Source organism: Tychonema sp. LEGE 07196, from assembly GCF_963890365.1.
Classification (GTDB): domain Bacteria; phylum Cyanobacteriota; class Cyanobacteriia; order Cyanobacteriales; family Microcoleaceae; genus Microcoleus.
The window spans coordinates 12481-33629 of record NZ_CAWPRX010000002.1; the positions used below are offsets into that span (position 1 = coordinate 12481).

Here is a 21149-nt window from a genome sequence, read left to right on the forward strand (position 1 = left end):
TCTTACACCATTTTCAATAACAGGCTTTCCCGCCTGTTCCACAACACATTAAATCAATGCTTTTTCGCTGATTCCGCCAGCCCGCCAGGGGTTGAAACTCCTGGCGGGCTGGCTGCCTTTCGGTTTAAGCCAGAGATGAGATTAAACCTTAAACTCTTCCCCAATCCGTCGCATCGCTTCCTCCACATTTTCCCGACTGTTAAAGGCCGAAATGCGGAAATAACCCTCACCCGCCGCGCCGAAACCAGAACCCGGTGTCCCTACCACATTGCAAGTTTGCAGCAACTTATCGAAAAACTCCCAACTCGTCAAACCGCAAGGCGTTTTTACCCACACGTAAGGCGCATTTTCGCCGCCAAAAACCTCAATTCCCGCCGCTGTCAATTTCTCGCGAATAATCGCAGCATTTTCCATGTAAAAATTGACTAACGCCTTAATTTGTGCTTTTCCGGCCTCAGAATAAACCGCCTCAGCACCGCGCTGGACGATGTAAGAAACGCCGTTAAACTTAGTAGATTGGCGGCGATTCCATAACTTCCAAATTTCGACATCAGAACCGTCTGCGGCTTTTCCTGTCAAAGTCTTCGGTACTACTGTTAAGGCGCAGCGAGTACCGGTGAAACCAGCATTTTTGGAAAAAGAACGAAATTCGATCGCACAATCGCGCGCACCCTCAATTTCGTAGATAGAATGCGGTAAACTCGGATCGGTAATATACGCTTCGTAGGCCGCATCGAAGAAAATAATCGAATTGTTCGCCTTAGCATAATTTACCCAAGCTTGCAAGTGCTCCTTCGTTGCAGTTGCGCCCGTCGGATTGTTGGGGAAACACAGGTAAATTAAATCGACTTTTTTGTCGGTGGGAATTTGGGCAGTAAAGTTGTTTTCTGCGGTAATTGGCAGGTAAACTAAGCCGCCGTATTCGCCATTTTCGTTCGCATCTCCCGTGTGTCCGGCCATCACGTTCGTGTCTACATACACCGGATACACTGGGTCTGTAACTGCGATCGTGTTATTGTTGCCAAAGATATCGAGAATGTTGCCGCAGTCGCACTTAGAACCGTCAGAAATAAAGATTTCCGAAGCATCAATTTCGCATCCCCGCGACTTAAAATCGTGTTCGGCAATTTTCTCGCGCAGCCATTCATAACCTTGTTCCGGGCCGTATCCTTTGAAGGTATCCCGCGAACCCATGTCTGCTACCGCCGCCACCATCGCCTCGCGACAAGCCGCCGGTAGCGGTTCTGTCACGTCGCCAATCCCCAGCCGGATGATGGGCGCTTGGGGATTCGCATCTGCAAAGGCTTTCACCCTGCGCCCAATTTCGGGAAACAGGTAGCCGGCTTTGAGTTTGAGGTAGTTGTCGTTGATAGTTGCCATAGTTCGATCGCTAGTTTGTCGTAAAATAGCTTACTGCTAATTGGTAGTTGGCTGTTGACTGTTGGCTGTTGACTGTGGGCTGTGGGCTGTTGGCTGTTGGCTGTTGGCAGATTGACAAAAAAATCAACTACCTTGTATAATTAGATATAGTGTGCAGTGCAGAAGCAATTATGGACGACATCGAGTACGCCAAACTCTATCAAGAACTGGCGGCAATTCTAAATGAGTTTAAATTGGATTGGGTAGTTCAACAAGTAGCAGATACTGTAGAGATAGGCAAAGTAATTCAAGAGCGATCGCTCAAAAGAAAGACACCCCTGCTCAAGATAGAAGATTATACCGCAAAAGAACAACTTTTGCTGTTAATTGATGCTGTCGGACAAGCGACGGTGAACACTTCCGAAATGGAAGACGAAATAGCTTATTTCTTGAAAGTAGAATCGGAAACCTCTCCTCTGGGTACAAAAATAATTTTTGCCAATTCAGGTGCAGAAACAGCCCAAACAATCGAGTTCACCTCCAACGTGACAGCCCCCCGCCACAAACAGGCGATCGCCCTCAAGCAATTACTCGAAAAACTGCCCTCAGAGCCGAGCAACTACACCGTCACTTCCGAAATTAAAAGCAAATTAAAAAACTCCATCGATCCCGATTTCAACGGAGCAGCAGAACAAGCAAGAATTTTTGACGCTTACCTATTCACCATCCTGCTAAAAGCAGTGGCCAATGAAGGCGGTAATATTTATTACAACAACGTTTTAGACGACGAAACACCGAAATATTTAACCTTTAGAAAAACAGCCGGAACAATCCACGGCACCGCACATCCATACACTCATGCTGTGGTGGAATTTCCCGACAAACCAGCCCTGGAAATTCACCTCGGAGTCAAAGTCCAAGGTAGAGCCGGAGTTCTGCACAACTGCAACGTTTTAATTTTGTACCAAAAAGAAGCGAATATCTGTCGCTTGCTCAACCGCGAACCCCGACACTCGCAAGTAATTTTAGCAGTAAAATCCGAACACAGCACCTCGGAACTTCAACTAGAAACGGCCGGTGCTTTTATCGGCTTAGCATCAGATATTCGCTACGAAGGCGGCAGCTATTTCATTTCTAACACTTACTCCCAGCCCGTAGCAAAACTATTAACAACTGCGCGCAAAAAATGGGAACTCAACATTTTTCCAAGGGCGACAAACGATGTCCACCGGTTGATGTACTCGTTTCAAACGATTTTTAAAGACTTTAAGGCGAGAAACTGATTCATATCAATTCCGGTTGTACCGTCAGGTGATGTTGACTGTTGACTGTTGACGGTTGACTGTTGACTGTTGACTGGAATTTATGATTCCGATGAAGAGAGGATTTGATATCATACCAATTTCATAAAGTAGCGCTAGATATTACCCCCCCAACCCCCCCTTATTAAGGGGGGGCTAAGACTTCATCCATAGCACATCTTTAGAAAAATGGTATCAATTCCGGTTGTACCGTCTGGTGATTGTTGACTGTCAACAGTTAACACTCAACCATTCAGTTTTTCGACCCGCCCGTCAACAGTCATTCGATTTTAGATTTTAGATTTTAGATTTTAGATTTACCCCACGGCTCAATTCGGGGGCTTGAGGATTTTAGATTTTAGATTTAGGATTAATTCCACGGATAAATCCGGTGGCTTGTACCGCCTTTGAAATTCGCTTGTCAGCAGTCAGCAGTCAACAGTCAACAGTCAACTGTTTCTGTTTTTCCTTCTTGTTTCAACATTTGCTACATTAGGCAAGGAAATCATCTATCATGTTGCGAGCACCCAAACCTTACGAATAATGTTTAAGAAAGATAAATCTTCCCTGCTGTTTGCGATCGGAGGCGCTACACTTCTGATCGGTTTAGGCTTTCTCGCGTACTACCTCGTCATTTCTCGCGGGCCCGCCAAAGACTTACCGGCGGGAGCAACGGTTGTCCCGCAAGATGCGATGATGGCTCTATCGATCACTACCGATGAATCGCAGTGGAATAAACTGCGAGAGTTTGGTACGCCCGAGTCAAAAGCTTCGTTTGAAAGGTTTTTAAGCGAATTGCGCGATCGCCTCCTGACAACCAACGGTTACGCCTACGCGCAAGACATTCAACCGTGGGTAGGTAACACAGCAATGGTAGCGTTTCTGCGAAACAAAACAGCAATACCAGTCCCCCCACGGACACCCAACTCGCCCCCGCCTCAGCCAATGCAGCAGTCAGTCGCAATTATCTTGCCAATTGCTAACCCGATTAAAGCCAAAGAATTATTAGCAAAACCCAGATCCCTCAACCAAGGAAAAATGGTTGAGCGCAATTATAAAGGCGTGCAAGTTACAGAAACTCAAGGTATACCCGATCGCAATTTTTCCGTTGCGGTACTCGGCACAAACTATCTAGCAGTCACCACAGATCCCACGGCTACAGACAGAATAATTGACACCTACAAAGGCGAACCCTCCCTCGCCAAAACCCCCGGCTATGCAGACGCCATCCAACAAATAAAAGATCCAGCAGCCTTCGGTCAACTCTACGTCAATATGCCCGTTGCAGCAGCCTTTACAGCAGCCAACTCAGCCCGCGAAATTTCCCCAGACAACCTGGAAAAACTGCAACAAAATCAGGGATTTGCCACCACAGCGACACTAGATTCAGAAGGCATTGGATTCAAATCCATCTCTTGGCTAAAACCAGATTCCACGAGAAAGATAGTGGTAGAAAACAACGCTTTAAAAATGGTTGACCGCCTCCCAAGCAATACAATCATGATGGTATCCGGCGGCAACTTGCAGCGTTTGTGGCAAGACTATGTATTGGGAGCAGATGCTAACCCGCTGTCCCCAATTAATCCCCAAATTTTGCGTACAGGTTTAAAATCGACTACCGGCTTGGATTTAGATAAAGATTTGCTCGACTGGATGGGGGGAGAATTTTCTCTGTCATTAATACCTGCCAGCGCGCCAAATCCCAAAGACAAATATGCTGCTGGATTTGTATTTATGGTGGAAACAAACAACCGCGGCGCAGCTAACAAATCCCTCAAACAGCTTGATGAAACGATGAAAATGAAAGGGTTTAGAGTTGAGGAAATTCAAGTCGGCGGTCAACCTGCGACTAAATGGACATCGCAGTTTGGAGGGATTTCGGTAACTCGCGGCTGGATGAATAATGTTGCGTTTATCGCAGTAGGAGCTCCCGTGGTTGAGGCGATCGTTCCTGCGCCGACAAGTCCGCTTTTAAGCAGCGAAATTTTCCAGAAAACTGTACGATCGCAACTTAAGCCCAACAACGGCAATTTTTTCATCGACACCGAAACTGCGTTTAACCCGAAAAACCTAGCTTTACCGGAGTTTCCTCCCACCCAAAAAATGTGGATAGATGCCACGCGGTCGATCGGCGTTACAGCGGCCGTCATTAGCGATCGTACTACCCGCTACGACGCTTTTGTCAGACTCAAAAAATCCGACCAATCCACTCCTTCTCCAAAGCCCTCGCCGAACCCTAGTGCACCGAGTCCTTCGCCCACCGTCCAAACTTCTCCCAATTAGCTCTTAAATCATGGAACAAATCCGCCATGAAAACTCTTTATATCATGTCGGGTCGATTGCCATAACAAACACGGTTTGTAGTATCCATTTTTTGCTGGCGGAAAGCGGAGTCAAGTCCGCACTACGAATCTGGTTTGTAGTGTCCATTTTCTGCTGGCGGAAAGCGGAGTCAAGTCCGCAATACGAACCTGGGTGCGCGTGCGGTTCGTAGTGCGGATATGATATTAAACAGCAACGGCGGGAGGCAAGATTATTTATTATTTTTATAATTTAATTAGGACTTGTGCAGCGGTTGTCACAAACCTGGTTTAATGGACTAAAATCCTCGGCTGCAGTCCCCAGTAATGCAAAGAAACCGGGTTTCTTGGCGGGCGATTGCGTGCTGGACTGTTAATGTTAGGTCATTGTACAGGCTATTTTGGTAGTGCTTTTATGTAAAGGATGGATAAAATTGAGGCGGTTGAGTCTTCAGCATTGCTAATCGGATTTGGTGATTGTACTCATGAATAAAATTCCAAGGGGGGATTTCTCCTAAAAGAATTACGCAATTGATTTAGACTAGCCATACAGAAAAATTTAACATCAGTCTGTGGGTACGATCGCCCAAAACATCTTCCACCATCATCAATCCGCTTCTAATCCGCCGGAATCATCCCCGATCGCACCCTTAACATCCTCTCAGCAACGGCGGATGCACTTTCATAGGCCCCAGAACCCAGGAAGCAGAGGGGGAGTACGTTTGAGGTATGTGTGCGCGCAAAGGGCGCGATCGCCCCCTCAAGTGCAATCCCTCACATCGCCTCAATCTTCCTGCGGCAAATTTTCCAGCCAAACCTCTAAATCTGCGATCGACTGAAAATCTAACAATTCCTCTGCTAGAGTTTCAATTTGCTCGATCGACAAATCAGCAATTCTAGAGGTAATAGATTCCGGCAAAGTTCCAACTCGCCGATTTAACAAACGGCGATTTAGCTGACGTAAAATCAAGGCTCTTCCTTCTTGTTCGCGGCCTTGTTCAATGCCTTGTTCGCGGCCTTGTTCAATGCCTTGTTCAATGCCTTCTTCCTTAGCTTCCCGATAAAACCGAGTTTCCTCAAGCGTAATCCCTAACATCGCCTCTGCCTCCCTTCGGTTCAAATTTGTAAACTTGTAAACCAGTATTGTCGTCAGCATCTCTATTATGGCGCGACTCGCGGCTTCCGATTCCTCCCGCTGCGATCGCGCCAGCAACAATCGCGCAGCTTCCGGCGTACTCGCTTCGTCGATAGTCGTCAACGCCATCAGCGCCACTCCCAGCGGCAACTGTTCGATCGCACCCAACTCATCCAAATATACCCGATGTACCTGATTGCTGCTGGTGAGCGATCGATAGGGATGCGTTTCTGATTGTTCAGTTGATCGACTCGGATAAATTACCACCGCTTCCCAATCAGTAAATCGCTGGCGGTTGCGATAAAAATACAAAAACGACTCACCAAACAATCTCTCATAAAGCAATTCATCCCGCTGAAACTGCACCTCACAGAAATATACAACTCCCGGTTCAGCATCCGGCGGCAAAAACACCCCATCAATTTCAAACTTCGGTTCCTTCACCGCCACCGAATCAAATCGATACTGTTCCGCATTTGATGGTGACTCTTCCAATAGCTCAAACAACAGCGTCGGAGCTTCTTGAAATAACTTATAAAAAATTGAATCTCGACGCATTAACTCAACATCTCCTATCGCGTGCGATCGATTGATCGATATCGGATTGGTTCGTAGTGCGTATGCAAGTCCGCTCCGGGATTGCGTATGCCAGTCCGCACTACGAACTATTTTTGTTATACTAATCGACTGCACATGATATCATCTAGCCTGTGCAACTTATCCAACCATCTGTCGATTTTAGATTTTAGATTTTCAATTTTAGAATTGACTCCTCTAGATGAATCACCGGAGCTTGAGCTTTGGTTTAAAATTTGGGGAGTATCCACGACTTGATTCGGGGGATTCCGTTTTTTTGCTGGTTGCAAAAACAGCAAGTGGGTAATCTGCTAAATCAATTTTAAACGATTCGAGATAGCCCAATATCAAAAAATATCCTATATTTTCAGTCCTAGACGCACTCCCGACAAAAAAACCGGGTTTTTTACTTGCTCTCTGGGTGAAAACGAAGGATTTTTCTGAAAAAACCCGGTTTCTGCCCCTCTACGTCCAAGACTAAATTTGTTAGCGGGCGATCGAATTTCGCCCCTCAGCATTCGGTGTTTCCTTAGTTTGAACTCGTCCAACCTCAAGCCCTCAGCCAGAATCAACCAGCGCGACTTAACGGGGCGACACTCGTCTGGCGGGTCAATAGTAGCTTGTTTTAGGCATCCGTGCGATCGCCCGCCCCCACCTCAACCACCCCCAAAAACTCATAATTGCCACAAAAATTCCAAATCCCAAACCCAAAACTCCCGAACGCCAGTACGATCGATATAGTTAGCAAAAATAAGTAAAAACACTACCGGAGTAAATAATATGGATCTGGTCGTACTTCAGAACTGGCTGGACAACATCTCCTTCGCCATCCTGTTCGCAACAATGCTCATCTACTGGGTAGGCGCAGCCTTCCCCAACATTCCCTACCTGGCCGCCCTAGGCACCGCAGGAATGGCCGTCGCCAACCTCTCCATCGCCGCCTTACTCGGTTCGCGGTGGATAGAAGCCGGTTACTTCCCGCTCAGCAACCTCTACGAATCCCTATTTTTCCTAGTTTGGGGAATCACCGCCATCCACCTAGTCGCCGAAAACATGAGCCGTTCCCGCCTAGTAGGAGTAGCCACATCCCCCGTAGCAATGGCAATAACCGCCTTTGCCGCCCTGACTCTCCCCGACACCATGCAATCGGCAGAGCCCCTAGTACCAGCCCTCAAATCCAACTGGCTGATGATGCACGTTAGCGTCATGATGCTCAGTTACGCCACCTTAATGGTAGGAGCATTACTGGCGATCGCATTTTTAATCGTCACCCGCGGCCAAAAAATCGAACTCACCGGCAGTTCCTTCGGCACCAACAGCAACCGCAACGGCAACTACCGCCTCCAACGCCCGCAAAACCCCCAACCCCCAGCCGACGACGACAGCCGACAACCTGTTGGCGAACCCGCTTTCAACAGCAATAACGGTTACAGCACCACCGCAGTGCTAGAACTAGCAACCGTTCAAACCGCATCAACCGCCCCAACTCAAACCGCAGAACTTCTCTCGCCCCAGCGCTTGAATCTAGCAGAAACCCTTGATAACATTAGCTATCGCATCATCGGTTTAGGATTCCCCTTGCTGACAGTTGGAATTATCGCAGGTGCAGTTTGGGCTAACGAAGCTTGGGGTTCGTACTGGAGTTGGGACCCGAAAGAAACTTGGGCGCTAATTACTTGGTTAGTATTTGCAGCCTACCTGCACGCCCGCATCACTCGCGGCTGGCAGGGAAGACGCCCAGCAATTTTAGCCGCCACAGGTTTTGTAGTAGTTTGGATTTGCTATTTAGGCGTTAATCTGCTAGGCAAAGGTTTACATTCCTACGGTTGGTTTTTCTAATTTCCCAGCCACCAATCAGCCACAGAAAAACAGCATAAATCAAAGCGTAGGGATTAATAGCATCTCCGGTTCTCAGGTGGCAACGCCCAATATTAGTGTCAAATTCAGCCTAAAATCCTTTGTATCTCTCGTTTGCATCCGAGTCTGCCTCTTTCTAAATTCCCCTTTAAAAGGGGAATTCCATCGCTTCCAATCCCCCCTCTTCTTAAGGGGGAGTAGGGGGCAAGAATTCGGCGGGCTCGGAGCCTAATCGTAAAACAGCAGACCGGTACTGCGTTTGAGGTAAACTTGACATCAATGCAATGCCAGCTTATAAAAGCATCGAGAATCAAAAACTTTCTTCCCTTTTCCTTCTTTTTACCCGCTCGCGTAGCCGAAGGGCTCTCTTCCCTTTTCCGTCTTCCTTCATTAACAGGACAATTGATATGGACGAATCACAAATATTTCTCAAAGAAGACGATGTTTTGTCTGCTCCTGCCAGCGCTTTAATGTATCAGTGTACATTCAAAGTGAGCGAATTTATGACCATTATGCAGTCAAAATTGCTAGAACAACACTTATTTTCAGACGGCATGGATTGCGAAGTTTTAAGTGCCGGAAAAAACTGGACAAAAGGCAAACTTAGGATGCGTCTGGAGTTTTACCCGATAGAATCTGAGGTGACAGAACAAAAAGCCCTTCCAGCCTCTCCAGAAACATCAGACACCACGCAGACCTACGACCAAAATAGCTCATTCCCAACTGATACTAATGATGAACCAACTGTAGCCGATTCAACACAAATAAGTGACAATTATCCTTTGTCTGGGTATCCAGACAGCAACCCTCACAGTAGAGGAATGTGGAGCTAAAAAGCAGAAATTTAGAGAATGGGAAAGTGGCAATTGTGAGTGAAAAAAAGGGGAAATTGCCCTATTACCAATTCCCAATTCCCAATTCCCAATTCCCTCAACACCCATCTGTTAGGATCATCTCATATTTTTGCAAAAAGCTTTTTTTTCGCTTTGCAAGCTGTCGCGATATCGCACGGGCTTAGTGTCGGCGATGAGCGAGTTTTTTCTAACCGCTCTTCGCGGACAGCACTACCATAGCTTGCAGGCTAGACTGCGAGTACGCTGAACTTCCTTCTTCCTTCTTCCATTTCTCTTCGGACGTTGGACATTGGACGGAAAGCTCGGGGAGGACACCACCAATGACTAATGACTAATGACTAATGACTAATGCCCTATGCCCTGCGCGGGCCTATGCCCAATGCCCTGTTTGCCCAATGACTTACTGCATGAAAAACTGCTCTCATGGCTGAATCTTCCAATTGGACGCACCTCCACGCTCAACTGCACCGGACGCTGCTGCTGCGACAAATATTGCCCTCAAATCAGCGATTGTTGGTAGCAGTATCCGGCGGCCAAGATTCTCTGTGCTCGCTCAAATTACTGGTGGATTTGCAGCCAAAATGGGGTTGGGATTTAGCGATCGCCCACTGCGATCACCGCTGGCGTTCTGATTCCCAATCTAATGCAATTCATGTAGAAAATTTAGCGAAAAATTGGGGCATATCCTATTATTTGGAAACCGCTTTGTTAGTCCCCAAAACTGAAGCGGCGGCAAGACAGTGGCGGTATCAAGCTTTAACCGAAATTGCGATCGCCCACAACTACCCCTACATTGTCACAGGCCACACAGCCAGCGATCGCGCCGAAACACTCCTCTACAACCTGATTCGCGGTAGCGGTGCCGACGGACTTTCTGCCCTCACCTGGAAGCGCCCCCTGTTTGATTTTAGATTGCCGATTTTAGATTTTAGATTGGGGAATTCTGAAGCAAATCCCAACACCCAAATATCGCACAATCTGGATGAAAATCCTCAATCTAAAATCCAAAATCCAAAATCTAAAATCTATTTAGTTCGTCCCTTGCTCGAAATCACCCGATCGCAAACCGGTCAATTTTGTCAAGAGCAAAAATTACCAATTTGGGAAGATTCCACAAATCAAGACTTAAAATATGCCCGCAACCGCATTCGATCGGAATTATTGCCTTATTTAGAAACTCATTTCAATCCAAAAGCCCAACAGGCGATCGCCCAAACAGCCGAACTCCTCCGCGCCGACGTCGAATATCTCGAACTTGCAGCCAGCGACTTGCTACAGCGAGCAATCTGTCCCATTGCAGACAGCGAGCAGGTGAAATTTCAACTGCCCGTCAACTTAAATCGCCCGATTTTGCGAGAAGCACCCCTAGCGTTGCAGCGACGGGCTATGCGACAGCTACTGCAACAAATATTACCCTCAGCACCCAGCTTTGAGAGCGTAGAAAAACTCACCAGCTTAATCGCAGCGCCCAACCGATCGCAAACCGATCCATTTCCAGGAGGAGCGATCGCCCGAGTTGAAAAACCTTGGATAATTTTAGATCTTAAATTTTAAGCAGTCATCAAGCCCGAAAAAACTTGTCGCAGATCCGAAACTACCCGATCTTGCTCCTCCCCAGTCTGCTGCACGCGATCGAGTTCCGCCCCCGCCGCTTCCAGCTTCAGGCGCAGCCCGCTCAAATTGTCCTGCACCGGTTGCAACATTTCTTGATAAACATTCACCCGGCCCCAGAGTTCCGCCACAGCAGCTTTCTGATTGAACAAATTCTGCTCTAACTGCTTGAGTTCGTAACGTTTCGACTCACTTTCTACATTTTGGATGTTGACATTTTCCTCAATTTGAGATATGAGTTCCCGCACCTGCTTAATTTCATTTTCCAGCCTTTGCAGTTCTTGGCTTTGCTGCTGGCGCACAGAATTGAGCTTTGCAACCATCGGCTCCCAATCAATATCAGCAGGATCTTGTTTTGGAGCATTAGCAGTACCCAATCTTCGCCACAGCACCCCCTGATGCTGCTTCAAAACATCCTCCCGTTCCTGCAAGCGGAGCCGCTGTCCCACCAGAGTTTCGTTCAACATCTGATAACTTTCGAGCTCATCGGCCATTTCATTTTCCAAAGCCATGCGATCGTACTCCGAAGCCGCTTGAATTTTTCCTTGCAGCTCCTCAATAGTCTCCCGTTGGAGAGTCAACTCCTCCTCTTGATCGTTAACAAAGCGGAACACCTTTTCCAAATCCTCTTGCAAGTGTTGCACCAGCCCCTGCAACTCATCAACCGGCATCTGCTCCAGAGCAGACACATCTACTGCCTGCTCCATACCCCCAGCACCCGCAGCAGATGCGAACCGAGAAAATTGCTCGTACATATCCTCAACAGCCCGCACCTGCAAAGACATCGACTCAACCTGAGCCTGCTTAGCGCTGAGCGTACTTTGATGTCCCTTAAGATCCGCCCGAGCTTGTCCCAAAACATCTTGAGATTGATACCACTCCAGCCAGCGGTTTTGCAGGCTTTGAAGCTGTCGATCGACATCTTCCTGCTGCTGCTGAGCATTGGCCCGTTTTTGCTCCAACTGCTGCCAGTGCAAATCCAAAATTGCTTGCTGAGCCCCCACAACACCAAAAGACTGATTCAATTGTTCCCGAACCCCTTGAGCTGCAGAAATTGCACCTCCCAGCTTGTTCATTAACTCCTGAATCCTCAGTGCTTGCTGCTCGTCGATCGCAGCCCCCTGCGGCATCTGAGACTGCTGCTGAGCCACCTGCTGCTGTTCGCCCCGCAACTGTTCCCAAGCCGTCTCAATTTCCACCCGGCTGCGATCGACCTCATCCCGCAATCGGTTAGCCTCATCGCGAGTATTTTCAATTTCCGAGCGCTGAGCCTCCAGCCGCTCCAACTCCTCTTCCATTTGAGCCAACTGCTCTTCGCGGGCTTGCATTTCCATTTCCCGGCGATTGAGCTCCTGACTCGAAAACGTCAGAGAAGCCTTCCACTGTTCAATTTCCTCTTCCTTATCCTTAAACTTGTCCTGCAAGCGCGAGAAATTTTGCAGAATGCTCACCAACTGGCGGGCAGCCTCCTGAATCCGCTGTACTTGCTTGTTAGCGCTCAACTCAACCAGCACCAGCGTGCCGTCGTTAAACTTATTAGCTTCCTCAACTGGAATCGCATCATCCCCCGGTACGGCGCTCCAATTGTGTTCGCCCCGCTGACAAGCTAGCAGTTTCAGTTCAGCCTTACCGCCACCGAGACCAAAGCCGCTTCTCTGTTTTTGTACTTCTGCTAGATACAGCACACTAATAGTCCTCTGCTTCCTAAAACCTATCCAAACATACTTTAAGCTACTTAAAGACCGAAAATACTAAGTAGTCTTTGGTGTCGTTTTCCCAATCCGGGGATAGCATCCTTTCCCCGATCGCGCACAGCAATCACCCACAACGGAGAGCGTCTCGAAAACCTTGCCACCGCCCGCTTTCTGGAAAAATGGCAGAGCAGCCTCAATGCCACTTGATTCAAGACTAGCAAAACCGCAGCGACTCTCACAGCCCAAAGCCGAAAAAAGTCAGTCGATTTTAGATTTTAGATTTTTCCGCTTGCTTCGGCTTACTTCGGCTTCGCTGGACACAAGTCCCAGGGCACGAGTCGCCCTACAAGTTTTAGATACTTCGGCTTCGCTGTACAAGTTTTCGATTTTCGATTTACTTGCAGGAGATGAATCACCCTAGCAGGAACGTTCTTTTCAAAATTGGCGATCGCCGCGATCGGAGTAGGCGGCGCGGCACCCGTTTTTGGGCGGGGTCAGTCAAAAACTGTCTAGTTGAAGTAATGGGTGCATCAGCAAGTCGATTCGTAGAAGCAATAATCGAGCGTGGCTAAAGCCCGATCGAGTTTGAACCAGTCGCAAATGCCAGCGTTGCACGCTCGAAAAGCCCGTACAATAATTGTGCGATGTGGATTCTACACACTGCGAGAATGCCGCGATTTGTGCGGTTTCAGGTTATGGACTCCTAGCGCTGCCAAAAAGCCCGCCGCTTGCCGCATAGCCCTTTCGTCAATTCCCAATTGTACGATCGCCGGCCCCGATCGCGGAAACTCAAGTCAATCTTTGGGCCAGCACACAGTCTTTCCGATCTCAGACAACGGTTTTAAAGAGGATAGTTTAGCTGCATGCAGGGAAATTTGAGTGAAATTGACATCCGCAGCATCCTGCAATTGATTGAGTTAGGTCAGCGCACCGGAGAACTGTTCGTAGAAGCCTACAGTTCCACCGCCAGCAACACGGGTACTCAACCCCCCCCGCGCTCCCTTGCAGGACAATCCTGGTATGTCTTCTGCTTCAACGGTCAAATTATTTACGCTACCCAGAGTGCGGGCAGTTTGTTGCGCTTGCGCGACTACCTGCGCCGCTACAAAGCAGACACAGCCCTCGACAAAATCCAAGTTCCTTATATGGCATCTACCAATGCCCCAGAATACGGCTATCTGTGGGCCCTGCTAGAAAACCACATCCTCACCCCAGCTCAAGGGCGCAACATCATCCACAGCATGGTTCACGAAACCCTGTTTGACTTGCTCAGCCTTCATCAAGGTTCCTTCACTTTTGAAATGGGGTCAGCATTAGCCCCTCAACTGACCAGCTTAGAAATTAGCCCCCTCCTAGCGAAGATTGTCAAACAAGTGCAGCAGTGGAAACAGTTTCACCCTCACATTCAGTCGCCAAACCAATGTCCGGTCATTTCAGATCCAACCGAGCTACGAGTCGCCCTCCCAGCCAGTACCTTTAATACTCTCAGGCGCTGGGCCGACGGTCACACTTCGATCCGCCAAATGGCACGCTACCTCAACAGAGACGTGCTGACTGTCGCTAAGGCGATTTACCCCTTCGTGCAGCAGGGATTGGTACAAGTATTTTACGAGCCATCTATTGCGCCGGCAAACGACAGAAAAGAATGGCCGCCGCATCCAGAAAACAAGGTTAAGAGAGTTGTCTGCATTGACGATGACAATGTGATTCGCAAAACAGTCGAGTCAATTTTAAACGAACACGGTTACGAAGCTACTGCCATCGGCAATCCCCTGCAAGCCCTGAGTTTGGTTTTTCAAATCAAACCCGATTTAATTCTGTGCGACATCGCCATGCCGGAACTCGACGGCTACGAAGTTTGCGCTATGCTCCGCAATTCTACCGCTTTCCGGCAAACGCCGATCGTCATGCTCACAGGCATCGACGGATTTATCGATCGCGTTAAAGCCCGCATGGCCGGAGCTACAGACTTCTACACCAAACCTTTTGGCGAAAGCGAATTATTAATGTTGGTAGAAAAATATGTGGGCCCGGGCTATCCTTCATCGAATCTATCAACAAGATTATTAGATCGATCGCTCGAAGATGAACTCAAAGAAAAATAGACGTTGCTGATTTACGGTAAGGGTAAGCTGTTGGACTCGAAGTCGATGGAAGAAAGCAAGAATCTTTTCACCGATCGCCTAAAAAAAACACTTGAATTAAACTGGATGAATCAATTGTCTGACAGGATGTATCAAAACGCTTTGATTAACCTCAAGGATGCTTTGACTCAGTATCGTTTTGGGCGATCGAGCGATTCAACTGTTGCCGATCGCCCAAAACGGTCAATCCGGCGCGCTATATTTGTCAAATCGAAAAATTGTGTCCCATCCGAAAAACACAAGAATCGTCTCGCAAAAACCCTGTAAAAAGCCAGCGAAAAACCTGCCCCACAAGGACGATCGCAGAAGTATAATTAAGATTGTCATACCTGGGACGTTCGACCTTGACGAACCTTTAAACTGTAGTTTGGTTTCCCAGACTTTTACCGTCAAAAAAAAAGCTGGTCTTTGGTTGGTTTCATTCTGCGATGCCGAAAGTTTACCATTCCCCAACCCAAAAATCGGTAGGTAGGTATTAATGTAAGCGTTAAAGCCTACGTCACCGAAAACGCAATCGAAGAAAGCAAAGCCGAGGCGTCAAACAATGACGCTTTTGAGGGAGAAAAACCGCTGTTTCCTTTGAACCAATTTGTCAGCCAATTAAGCCTAAAAAAGCCAGATGTTCTCAAGCTGATTATCGCTCGATCAAAGCGTCTCCTGAAAAATGCAGCAGCAGTTAATTCAACTCGGTGGGCATTATTTAATCGGCTGAAAGAAACTGGATTGCGTGTTTCAACTGGTTATGGTGGATTAACGAAGTTTAATCGGACTCGACTGAGATTCCCTAAATCTAACTGGATTGATGCTGGTGGCGTCGGTCAAATAGAGTCTTTAGAAGTGGTGAATAATCGATCGCACCCTAAATTATTATTGAGAGCGCGCATTTATTGCCAAAAACGAGCAGCAGGATAGCCATTCACCCCTTGGCTGTGTCAAGCTTGGCATTGTCAAGTTTTGACCGTCGAAGTTTCCACAGTGCCTTCTCAAGGCGCTAAACGTTAAAAATTTGCTAGAAATGCAGGTGTCAGAATTATGATTAGTGGCAGCTCAGACTTTATATTACCAGGACAAAGCATAGATCAGGCTCCAGAATTCCAAGAACTGGAAACTCCCGAAGGCGAGCTGCACCTGCGGTTCTACGTTCCTTCGGGGAACGAATTCGCACTGCCGGCGATCGGGATTAGAGAGGTATTATCTCCCTCCCCAGACCGCATGACACCTATCCCTAACGTTTCTTCTCTGCTTTTAGGTACGCTAAACATGAGAGGACGAGTGATTTGGGTGGCGGATCTCGGTCAGTTTTTGGGAGACCAAACACCTCTCAACACAGACAGACCCGAAATTCCCATCGTGGCTGTGGAAGACCAAGACACGATTTTGGGGCTCGCAGTCGATCGCATTGTGGGGATGGACTGGCTCGACGTAGAGCAACTGCACTCCCAAAACAATGCACCAGACGGCATGATTCCATTTCTGAGGGGAGAATGGATGTTAGGCCCACAAGCTCAAACAGTGCTGCGACTGCTAGATCAAGTGAAAATTCTGCGATCGGCGCGGTGGGCAGCGTGAAATCGATTTTAGATTGGCGATTGGCGATAGGGGTCTAATCATTAACAGTCACAGGACTTGAGGCGCGCATCTAAACATTCAAGATAAAAATCTAAAATCTAAAATCTAAAATCTAAAATCAAAAGAGGGCGGCAAATGGCAACAAGTACCAACTTTCAGCAGGACTACCAACGGGCCGAAGCGGCCTACATGGAGGGCAACTATTCAGAAGCTGCGGCCCTAGTTTATCAATTAGTAGAAGATTTTCCCGAAGACCCCAGCGCTCGCCTGCTGTGCGGACACATCTACTGCTACGGACTGCAACAGTACGAGGTAGCACGGGAACAGTACACGGTGGTGTTAGGTCTGAGCGACGACCCCAGTTTGGTCGAACACGCTCACAGCGGAATTACCTACACAGACCAATTTTTATCGGGAGAACTGCACACAGAAAATTTAGAGGCTATGTCGGCTAAAACAGAATTGGAATTCTACCCAGACTTATCTGTTGATGAAGGCTTAGAAGACCCGGATCTGGGACTTTTTGGTGGAAATTCGGTCGCCGGGGAGCCCTATGTCGGTCCATTGGCAGACGACGACCTAGAAAACCTGGACTTGGCCGACTTGGGGATGAGCGGCTTGGAGTGGGAACCGCAAGATGCCACGAGCGCGGACAATCAAGAAGATTTAACCTCGCATTCTAACCCCTTTGGTAGCGATAGCGGCGGGATGGCAGCTTATGCTGATGCGTCGGAGCCGCTAGACATGGATCGGTTTGCCGATTCTGATTTTGAAGACCCTTTTGCCTTGGATGAGGGAGCGTTTGATGCTGGTGACTTGTCTGGGGACAAAGCGTCTGCTAAAAGCGCACCTTATTCAGGAGATGCGTTTTCAGAAGCTCCGACTCAACTCAACGGTCAAGGTTTCGCTTCTTCAGAAATCGAGAATTCTTTTGACTCCAACGACATCGACTCCCGCACCGGGCCGTCGGACAATTTTAGCGAACCTTTTGGTGCGCTAGATTTGCCAGACGAACTCGACGATTTCTCTGACTACGACTACCAAACCCCGCCGACAAGCGACTCGGATCTCGGTCAAAATCTACCTCCTTCGGCGACAGCGGCAGACCCCTTTGCCGATCCGATACCCTCGGGTTTCGGATATTCTGGACCTCAAAACCAGCCGAATACTAACAACTCGGACTACTCGTCAAACTATTCGCTGGCGGAAGACGAAACGCTGCTGATGGGAGGTGCTGTCCCTAATTCTCACAGTCAAAGATCGAGCCAGGGACAATTTAATTCGGTCGATCGCTCTTCCTCTAACAACAACGGTTACGGCGACTCGGAACCCCCGGCATTTGGTTCGATCGACAGCTTCGAGTTAGACGCTTTTGATGACGACGCTTTCAGCGATGCTTTTTCTTTCGACGACAGCGAGCAAGCGACAGCTTTCGGGGCGGGCAAGGCTCCCAACAGCGACTGGTCATCAAAAACTGGGAATTCTCCAGAAAACAGCGACTTTTTAGACGAATTTGACGAATTTGACGATTTGGGCAATTTGCCGGACTTTGACATCTCAGAAGATGCCAGCAGTTCGATGCTGACTCGAGGTAACACCAATTTTGGCCACTCGACGAGCGGCATGATGGGCTCGACGGGCAGCCTGGACTTTGACAACAGCGACGGCTCGGCAATTCGAGACGACGAGATGTTTACCATTTCTGGCCCTGTTGGTGCGTCGGTGCCGAGTTTTGCTGCGACAGAATCTGAAGCGCTGGATACTTCGGTGACTGTAGAACAGGGGGGATTGGCTTTCTTGGAAAATGCTCCTTTGTTTACAAAACAGTTGTACACGGCGATCGGGGCCGGACTGGTTTCTCTGGTAGCTGTGGCTTTCGTTACTAACATTGCTTCCTATCAAGCTCTGCGGCAAGACAAGCCGGAGGCGATCGTATACCTGCGACAAACAGGCTGGGTAATGACCGCAGCCGCAGGTATTACCAGCTTTTTAACTTCTTGGGGCATCGGCCAGTTGATCGCCAAGCAGGTGCGTAAATCCTCGGACAATTTGCAAGCTCAGTTCGATGCTGTATCTCAAGGAACTTTGGACGCTCGCGCTACGATTTATTCGGAGGATGAGTTTGGCAGAATGGCTGCTAAATTCAACCACATGGCGAAGGTGATCCAAACCACGATTAGCGATACCAGGCGCAAGTCTGACGAGCAGGAACAGGCAAAGGAAGATTTGCAGCGCCAGGTGATTCGCTTGCTAGATGACGTGGAAGGAGCGGCGCGGGGCGATTTGACTGTGACTGCGGAAGTGACGGCAGACGTTTTGGGCGCTGTTGCTGACTCGTTTAACTTGACGATTCAAAATTTGCGCGAAATTGTCCATCAGGTGAAGCAGGCGGCTCGCGAGGTCAGCAAGGGCGCTACGGATAGTGCCAAGTTTGCGGGCGATTTGTCTTCTGACGCGCTGCGGCAGGCTGAGGAACAGGCGGCGACGCTCAATTCGGTGCAAGTCCTCACCGACGCGATTCAGCGGGTTGCAGAGAGCGCTAGGGAGGCGGAAGAAGTGGCCCGGGGCGCGGCGGCGACGGCTCTTAAAGGCGGCGAGGCTGTGGAACGGACGGTGGCCGGGATTTTGGACATTCGAGAAACGGTTGCAGAAACCACGAGAAAAGTCAAGCGGTTGGCGGAAGCTTCTCAAGAAATTTCTAAGATTGTGGGTTTGATTGCGGCGATCGCCTCTCGGACGAATTTGTTGGCTCTCAACGCTAGTATTGAGGCGGCGAGAGCTGGGGAATCGGGTAGGGGTTTTGCGATCGTGGCGGATGAGGTGCGACAGTTGGCAGATCGATCGGCTAAATCTTTGAAAGAAATTGAGCAGATCGTGATGCAAATTCAAAGTGAAACCGGCGCGGTAATGACGGCGATGGAAGAAGGGACGCAGCAGGTTATTGAGGGGACAAAGTTGGCCGAGCAGGCGAAGCGATCGCTTGAAGATATCATTCAAGTTACTAATCGAATTGACGTGTTAGTGCGATCGATTACGGCGGACACTGTGGAGCAGAATGAAACAGCTCGCTCGGTGGCCTCGGTGATGCAAGCAGTGGAATTAACTGCTCAGGAAACGTCTCAAGAAGCGCAGCGAGTTTCCGGTGCTTTGCAAAATTTGGTAGGCGTTGCTCGCGACCTTTTGACATCGGTGGAAAGGTTCCGAGTGGAAACAGCAGAAAGACAATAATTGATTGTTTAATGCTTTTTTGCTTCCTGATTCACAAGCGCACTTATGTGGCAATAATGACAGACAAAAAGCAGCCTCGCAGTCTTGAAACCACTGCGGGGAGGCTAATTCAGCAGCTAAACAAACTAGGAGTTGCACAGATGAACGATAACATAGTAGAGGTGATTCCTGGTATATTTGGTGAAATCAAACCGACGGGCTGTATTATCTCTACCCTCTCCAAAAATAGCAGGGGGTATGCCAACAAAAGACTTAAGATTGATGGTGAATGGAAGACGCTTACAATTCACCGTTTGGTATTGGAAAATAGCTTGGGTCGTCCGATTAGACCAGAATACTTTTGTTGCCATAGTTGCGATGTTCGTAACTGCATTAATCCTAATCACTTATGGGAAGGTTCTAGACTGGAAAATTCTCAAGATAGGTTTAGAAAAGGACGGATTAAAGATGTAGGAAGCACGTCTGCACCTCAACCTAAAAAAGAACTGCGAGGCGTAGAAATAATTCCTGGAATTCGGGCCCAAATACAGCCGAATGGCTGCATGATTTGTATCTTGGCTAAAAGAAGTGATGGTTATTCTGTGAAAACTATCAAAATTAACGGAAAGAATCAAAGCTTCTATCCCCATAGACTTGTACTTGAAGATAAACTGGGAAGACCTATAAAAGTGGGTTATTTTGCCTGTCACAGTTGCGACGATCGCGGTTGTGTCAATCCTGACCATTTGTGGGAAGGAACTCCCGCCGATAACTCCCGCGATTCTATAGAAAAAAACCGCTTTCCTTTCGTTCCTGGCAAGATATGTGCTAGCCGCAAGCTAAAAGCCGAACAGGTGCAGCAGATTCGCTATCTTTTAGGTGAGGGGATATCGAAAGCAGAAATAGCTAGGACATTTGCAATATCTCGCAGTCAGATTATTCTGTTGGCAAGGGGAGAGATTTACAGAGATATTCTCTAAGAATACTAAAATAGACCCAATACAATAACGATTAAAATCAGGAATAAAAATATGCTGCCGGAACAACAACAGAGGATTATGGGCTACTTTATTGAGGAGGCAAAAGACCATCTCAATACGATCGAACAAGGTTTGCTGAATCTGCAGGCGACGATCGAAGACCCAGAACTGGTTAACGAAGTATTTAGGGCCGCTCACTCTGTTAAGGGAGGTGCGGCAATGCTGGGGCTGACGAGCATTCAGCAAACATCTCACCGATTAGAGGATAGTTTTAAGGTTTTAAAAGAGTGCAGCGTTAAGGTAGACCAACAGCTAGAATCTCTGTTCCTGCGAATTTTTGATACGTTGCAAGGGTTGTTGGAGCAACTGTCGGGGCCTTTTGGGCTGACGGAAGAGATGGGCGAACAGATGGTTCGAGAGTTGGAGCCGGTGTTTGATGAACTCAACGGGCATTTGGGGGGACTTGTCGGACACTCGGGAGGGGATGTAGATCGGAGCAGTCCGCTGTCGTTACCTCAACCGGTTCTGGCTGGGATGGGGGCGGGGGCGTTTGGCTCGGAGA

The 21149-nt window shown here is 48.3% G+C and carries 16 protein-coding genes; 13 read left to right on the plus strand and 3 right to left on the minus strand.

Annotated elements, in window-relative coordinates; translation table 11 throughout:
* Positions 1 to 141: 141 nt before the first annotated feature.
* On the minus strand, positions 142 to 1380 hold the full coding sequence (locus AACV78_RS00240; protein WP_194012259.1) for an LL-diaminopimelate aminotransferase: 1239 nt from the start codon (positions 1378 to 1380) through the stop codon (positions 142 to 144).
* A 170-nt stretch (positions 1381 to 1550) separates the two neighbouring features.
* Between AACV78_RS00240 and AACV78_RS00245 the strand changes: the two genes are divergently transcribed.
* Both AACV78_RS00245 and AACV78_RS00250 read left to right on the plus strand, forming a co-directional pair.
* The gene (locus tag AACV78_RS00245; protein ID WP_194012260.1) at positions 1551 to 2642 is read left to right on the plus strand and encodes a hypothetical protein; all 1092 of its coding nucleotides are present in this window, start codon (positions 1551 to 1553) and stop codon (positions 2640 to 2642) included.
* A gap of 561 nt (positions 2643 to 3203) precedes the next feature.
* Positions 3204 to 4943: a DUF3352 domain-containing protein gene (locus AACV78_RS00250; RefSeq protein ID WP_194011950.1), complete on the plus strand. Its 1740-nt coding sequence runs from the start codon at positions 3204 to 3206 to the stop codon at positions 4941 to 4943.
* 801 nt (positions 4944 to 5744) lie between these two features.
* Here the strand turns inward: AACV78_RS00250 and AACV78_RS00255 are convergent.
* Positions 5745 to 6653: an Rpn family recombination-promoting nuclease/putative transposase gene (locus AACV78_RS00255; protein WP_194011951.1), complete on the minus strand. Its 909-nt coding sequence runs from the start codon at positions 6651 to 6653 to the stop codon at positions 5745 to 5747.
* Between the two features lie 798 nt (positions 6654 to 7451).
* Here AACV78_RS00255 and ccsB point away from each other — a divergent pair.
* The 3 genes from ccsB (at position 7452) to tilS (ending at position 10936) form a co-directional block, all read left to right on the plus strand.
* Complete coding sequence (gene ccsB, locus AACV78_RS00260; RefSeq protein ID WP_194011952.1) at positions 7452 to 8510, plus strand: c-type cytochrome biogenesis protein CcsB; 1059 nt, start codon at positions 7452 to 7454, stop codon at positions 8508 to 8510.
* A gap of 425 nt (positions 8511 to 8935) precedes the next feature.
* Positions 8936 to 9361: a KGK domain-containing protein gene (locus AACV78_RS00265; RefSeq protein ID WP_194011953.1), complete on the plus strand. Its 426-nt coding sequence runs from the start codon at positions 8936 to 8938 to the stop codon at positions 9359 to 9361.
* Positions 9362 to 9805: 444 nt separating this feature from the next.
* A complete protein-coding gene (gene tilS, locus AACV78_RS00270; protein WP_194011954.1) occupies positions 9806 to 10936 on the plus strand; it encodes a tRNA lysidine(34) synthetase TilS in 1131 nt (376 codons plus the stop codon).
* Here tilS and hmpF read toward each other — a convergent pair.
* Positions 10933 to 12678 carry a pilus motility taxis protein HmpF gene (gene hmpF, locus AACV78_RS00275; RefSeq protein WP_194011955.1) on the minus strand — a complete coding sequence of 582 codons (1746 nt, stop codon included), beginning with the start codon at positions 12676 to 12678 and terminating at the stop codon, positions 10933 to 10935. The genes tilS and hmpF overlap by 4 nt on opposite strands.
* 205 nt (positions 12679 to 12883) lie before the next feature.
* On the opposite strand from hmpF, the gene AACV78_RS00280 reads away from it, so the two are divergent.
* The 8 genes from AACV78_RS00280 to AACV78_RS00315 form a co-directional block, all read left to right on the plus strand.
* Positions 12884 to 13108, plus strand: a complete 225-nt coding sequence (locus AACV78_RS00280; RefSeq protein ID WP_194011956.1) for a hypothetical protein — start codon at positions 12884 to 12886, stop codon at positions 13106 to 13108.
* Between the two features lie 442 nt (positions 13109 to 13550).
* Positions 13551 to 14792 (plus strand): response regulator, encoded by a 1242-nt coding sequence (locus tag AACV78_RS00285; RefSeq protein ID WP_194011958.1) that lies wholly within the window; start codon positions 13551 to 13553, stop codon positions 14790 to 14792.
* Positions 14793 to 14795: 3 nt separating this feature from the next.
* Positions 14796 to 15098 carry a hypothetical protein gene (locus AACV78_RS00290; protein WP_194011959.1) on the plus strand — a complete coding sequence of 101 codons (303 nt, stop codon included), beginning with the start codon at positions 14796 to 14798 and terminating at the stop codon, positions 15096 to 15098.
* A gap of 312 nt (positions 15099 to 15410) precedes the next feature.
* Positions 15411 to 15743 (plus strand): hypothetical protein, encoded by a 333-nt coding sequence (locus AACV78_RS00295; protein WP_194011960.1) that lies wholly within the window; start codon positions 15411 to 15413, stop codon positions 15741 to 15743.
* 123 nt (positions 15744 to 15866) lie between these two features.
* Entirely contained in the window at positions 15867 to 16400 is a 534-nt protein-coding gene (locus AACV78_RS00300) for a chemotaxis protein CheW (protein WP_333088822.1), read from the plus strand.
* A 135-nt stretch (positions 16401 to 16535) separates the two neighbouring features.
* Positions 16536 to 19628 (plus strand): methyl-accepting chemotaxis protein, encoded by a 3093-nt coding sequence (locus tag AACV78_RS00305; RefSeq protein WP_194011962.1) that lies wholly within the window; start codon positions 16536 to 16538, stop codon positions 19626 to 19628.
* Between the two features lie 140 nt (positions 19629 to 19768).
* The gene (locus tag AACV78_RS00310; RefSeq protein WP_194011963.1) at positions 19769 to 20587 is read left to right on the plus strand and encodes an HNH endonuclease; all 819 of its coding nucleotides are present in this window, start codon (positions 19769 to 19771) and stop codon (positions 20585 to 20587) included.
* Positions 20588 to 20638: 51 nt separating this feature from the next.
* Positions 20639 to 21149, plus strand: a 511-nt coding sequence (locus tag AACV78_RS00315; protein WP_194074367.1) for an Hpt domain-containing protein, incomplete at its 3' end; no start/stop codon positions are given.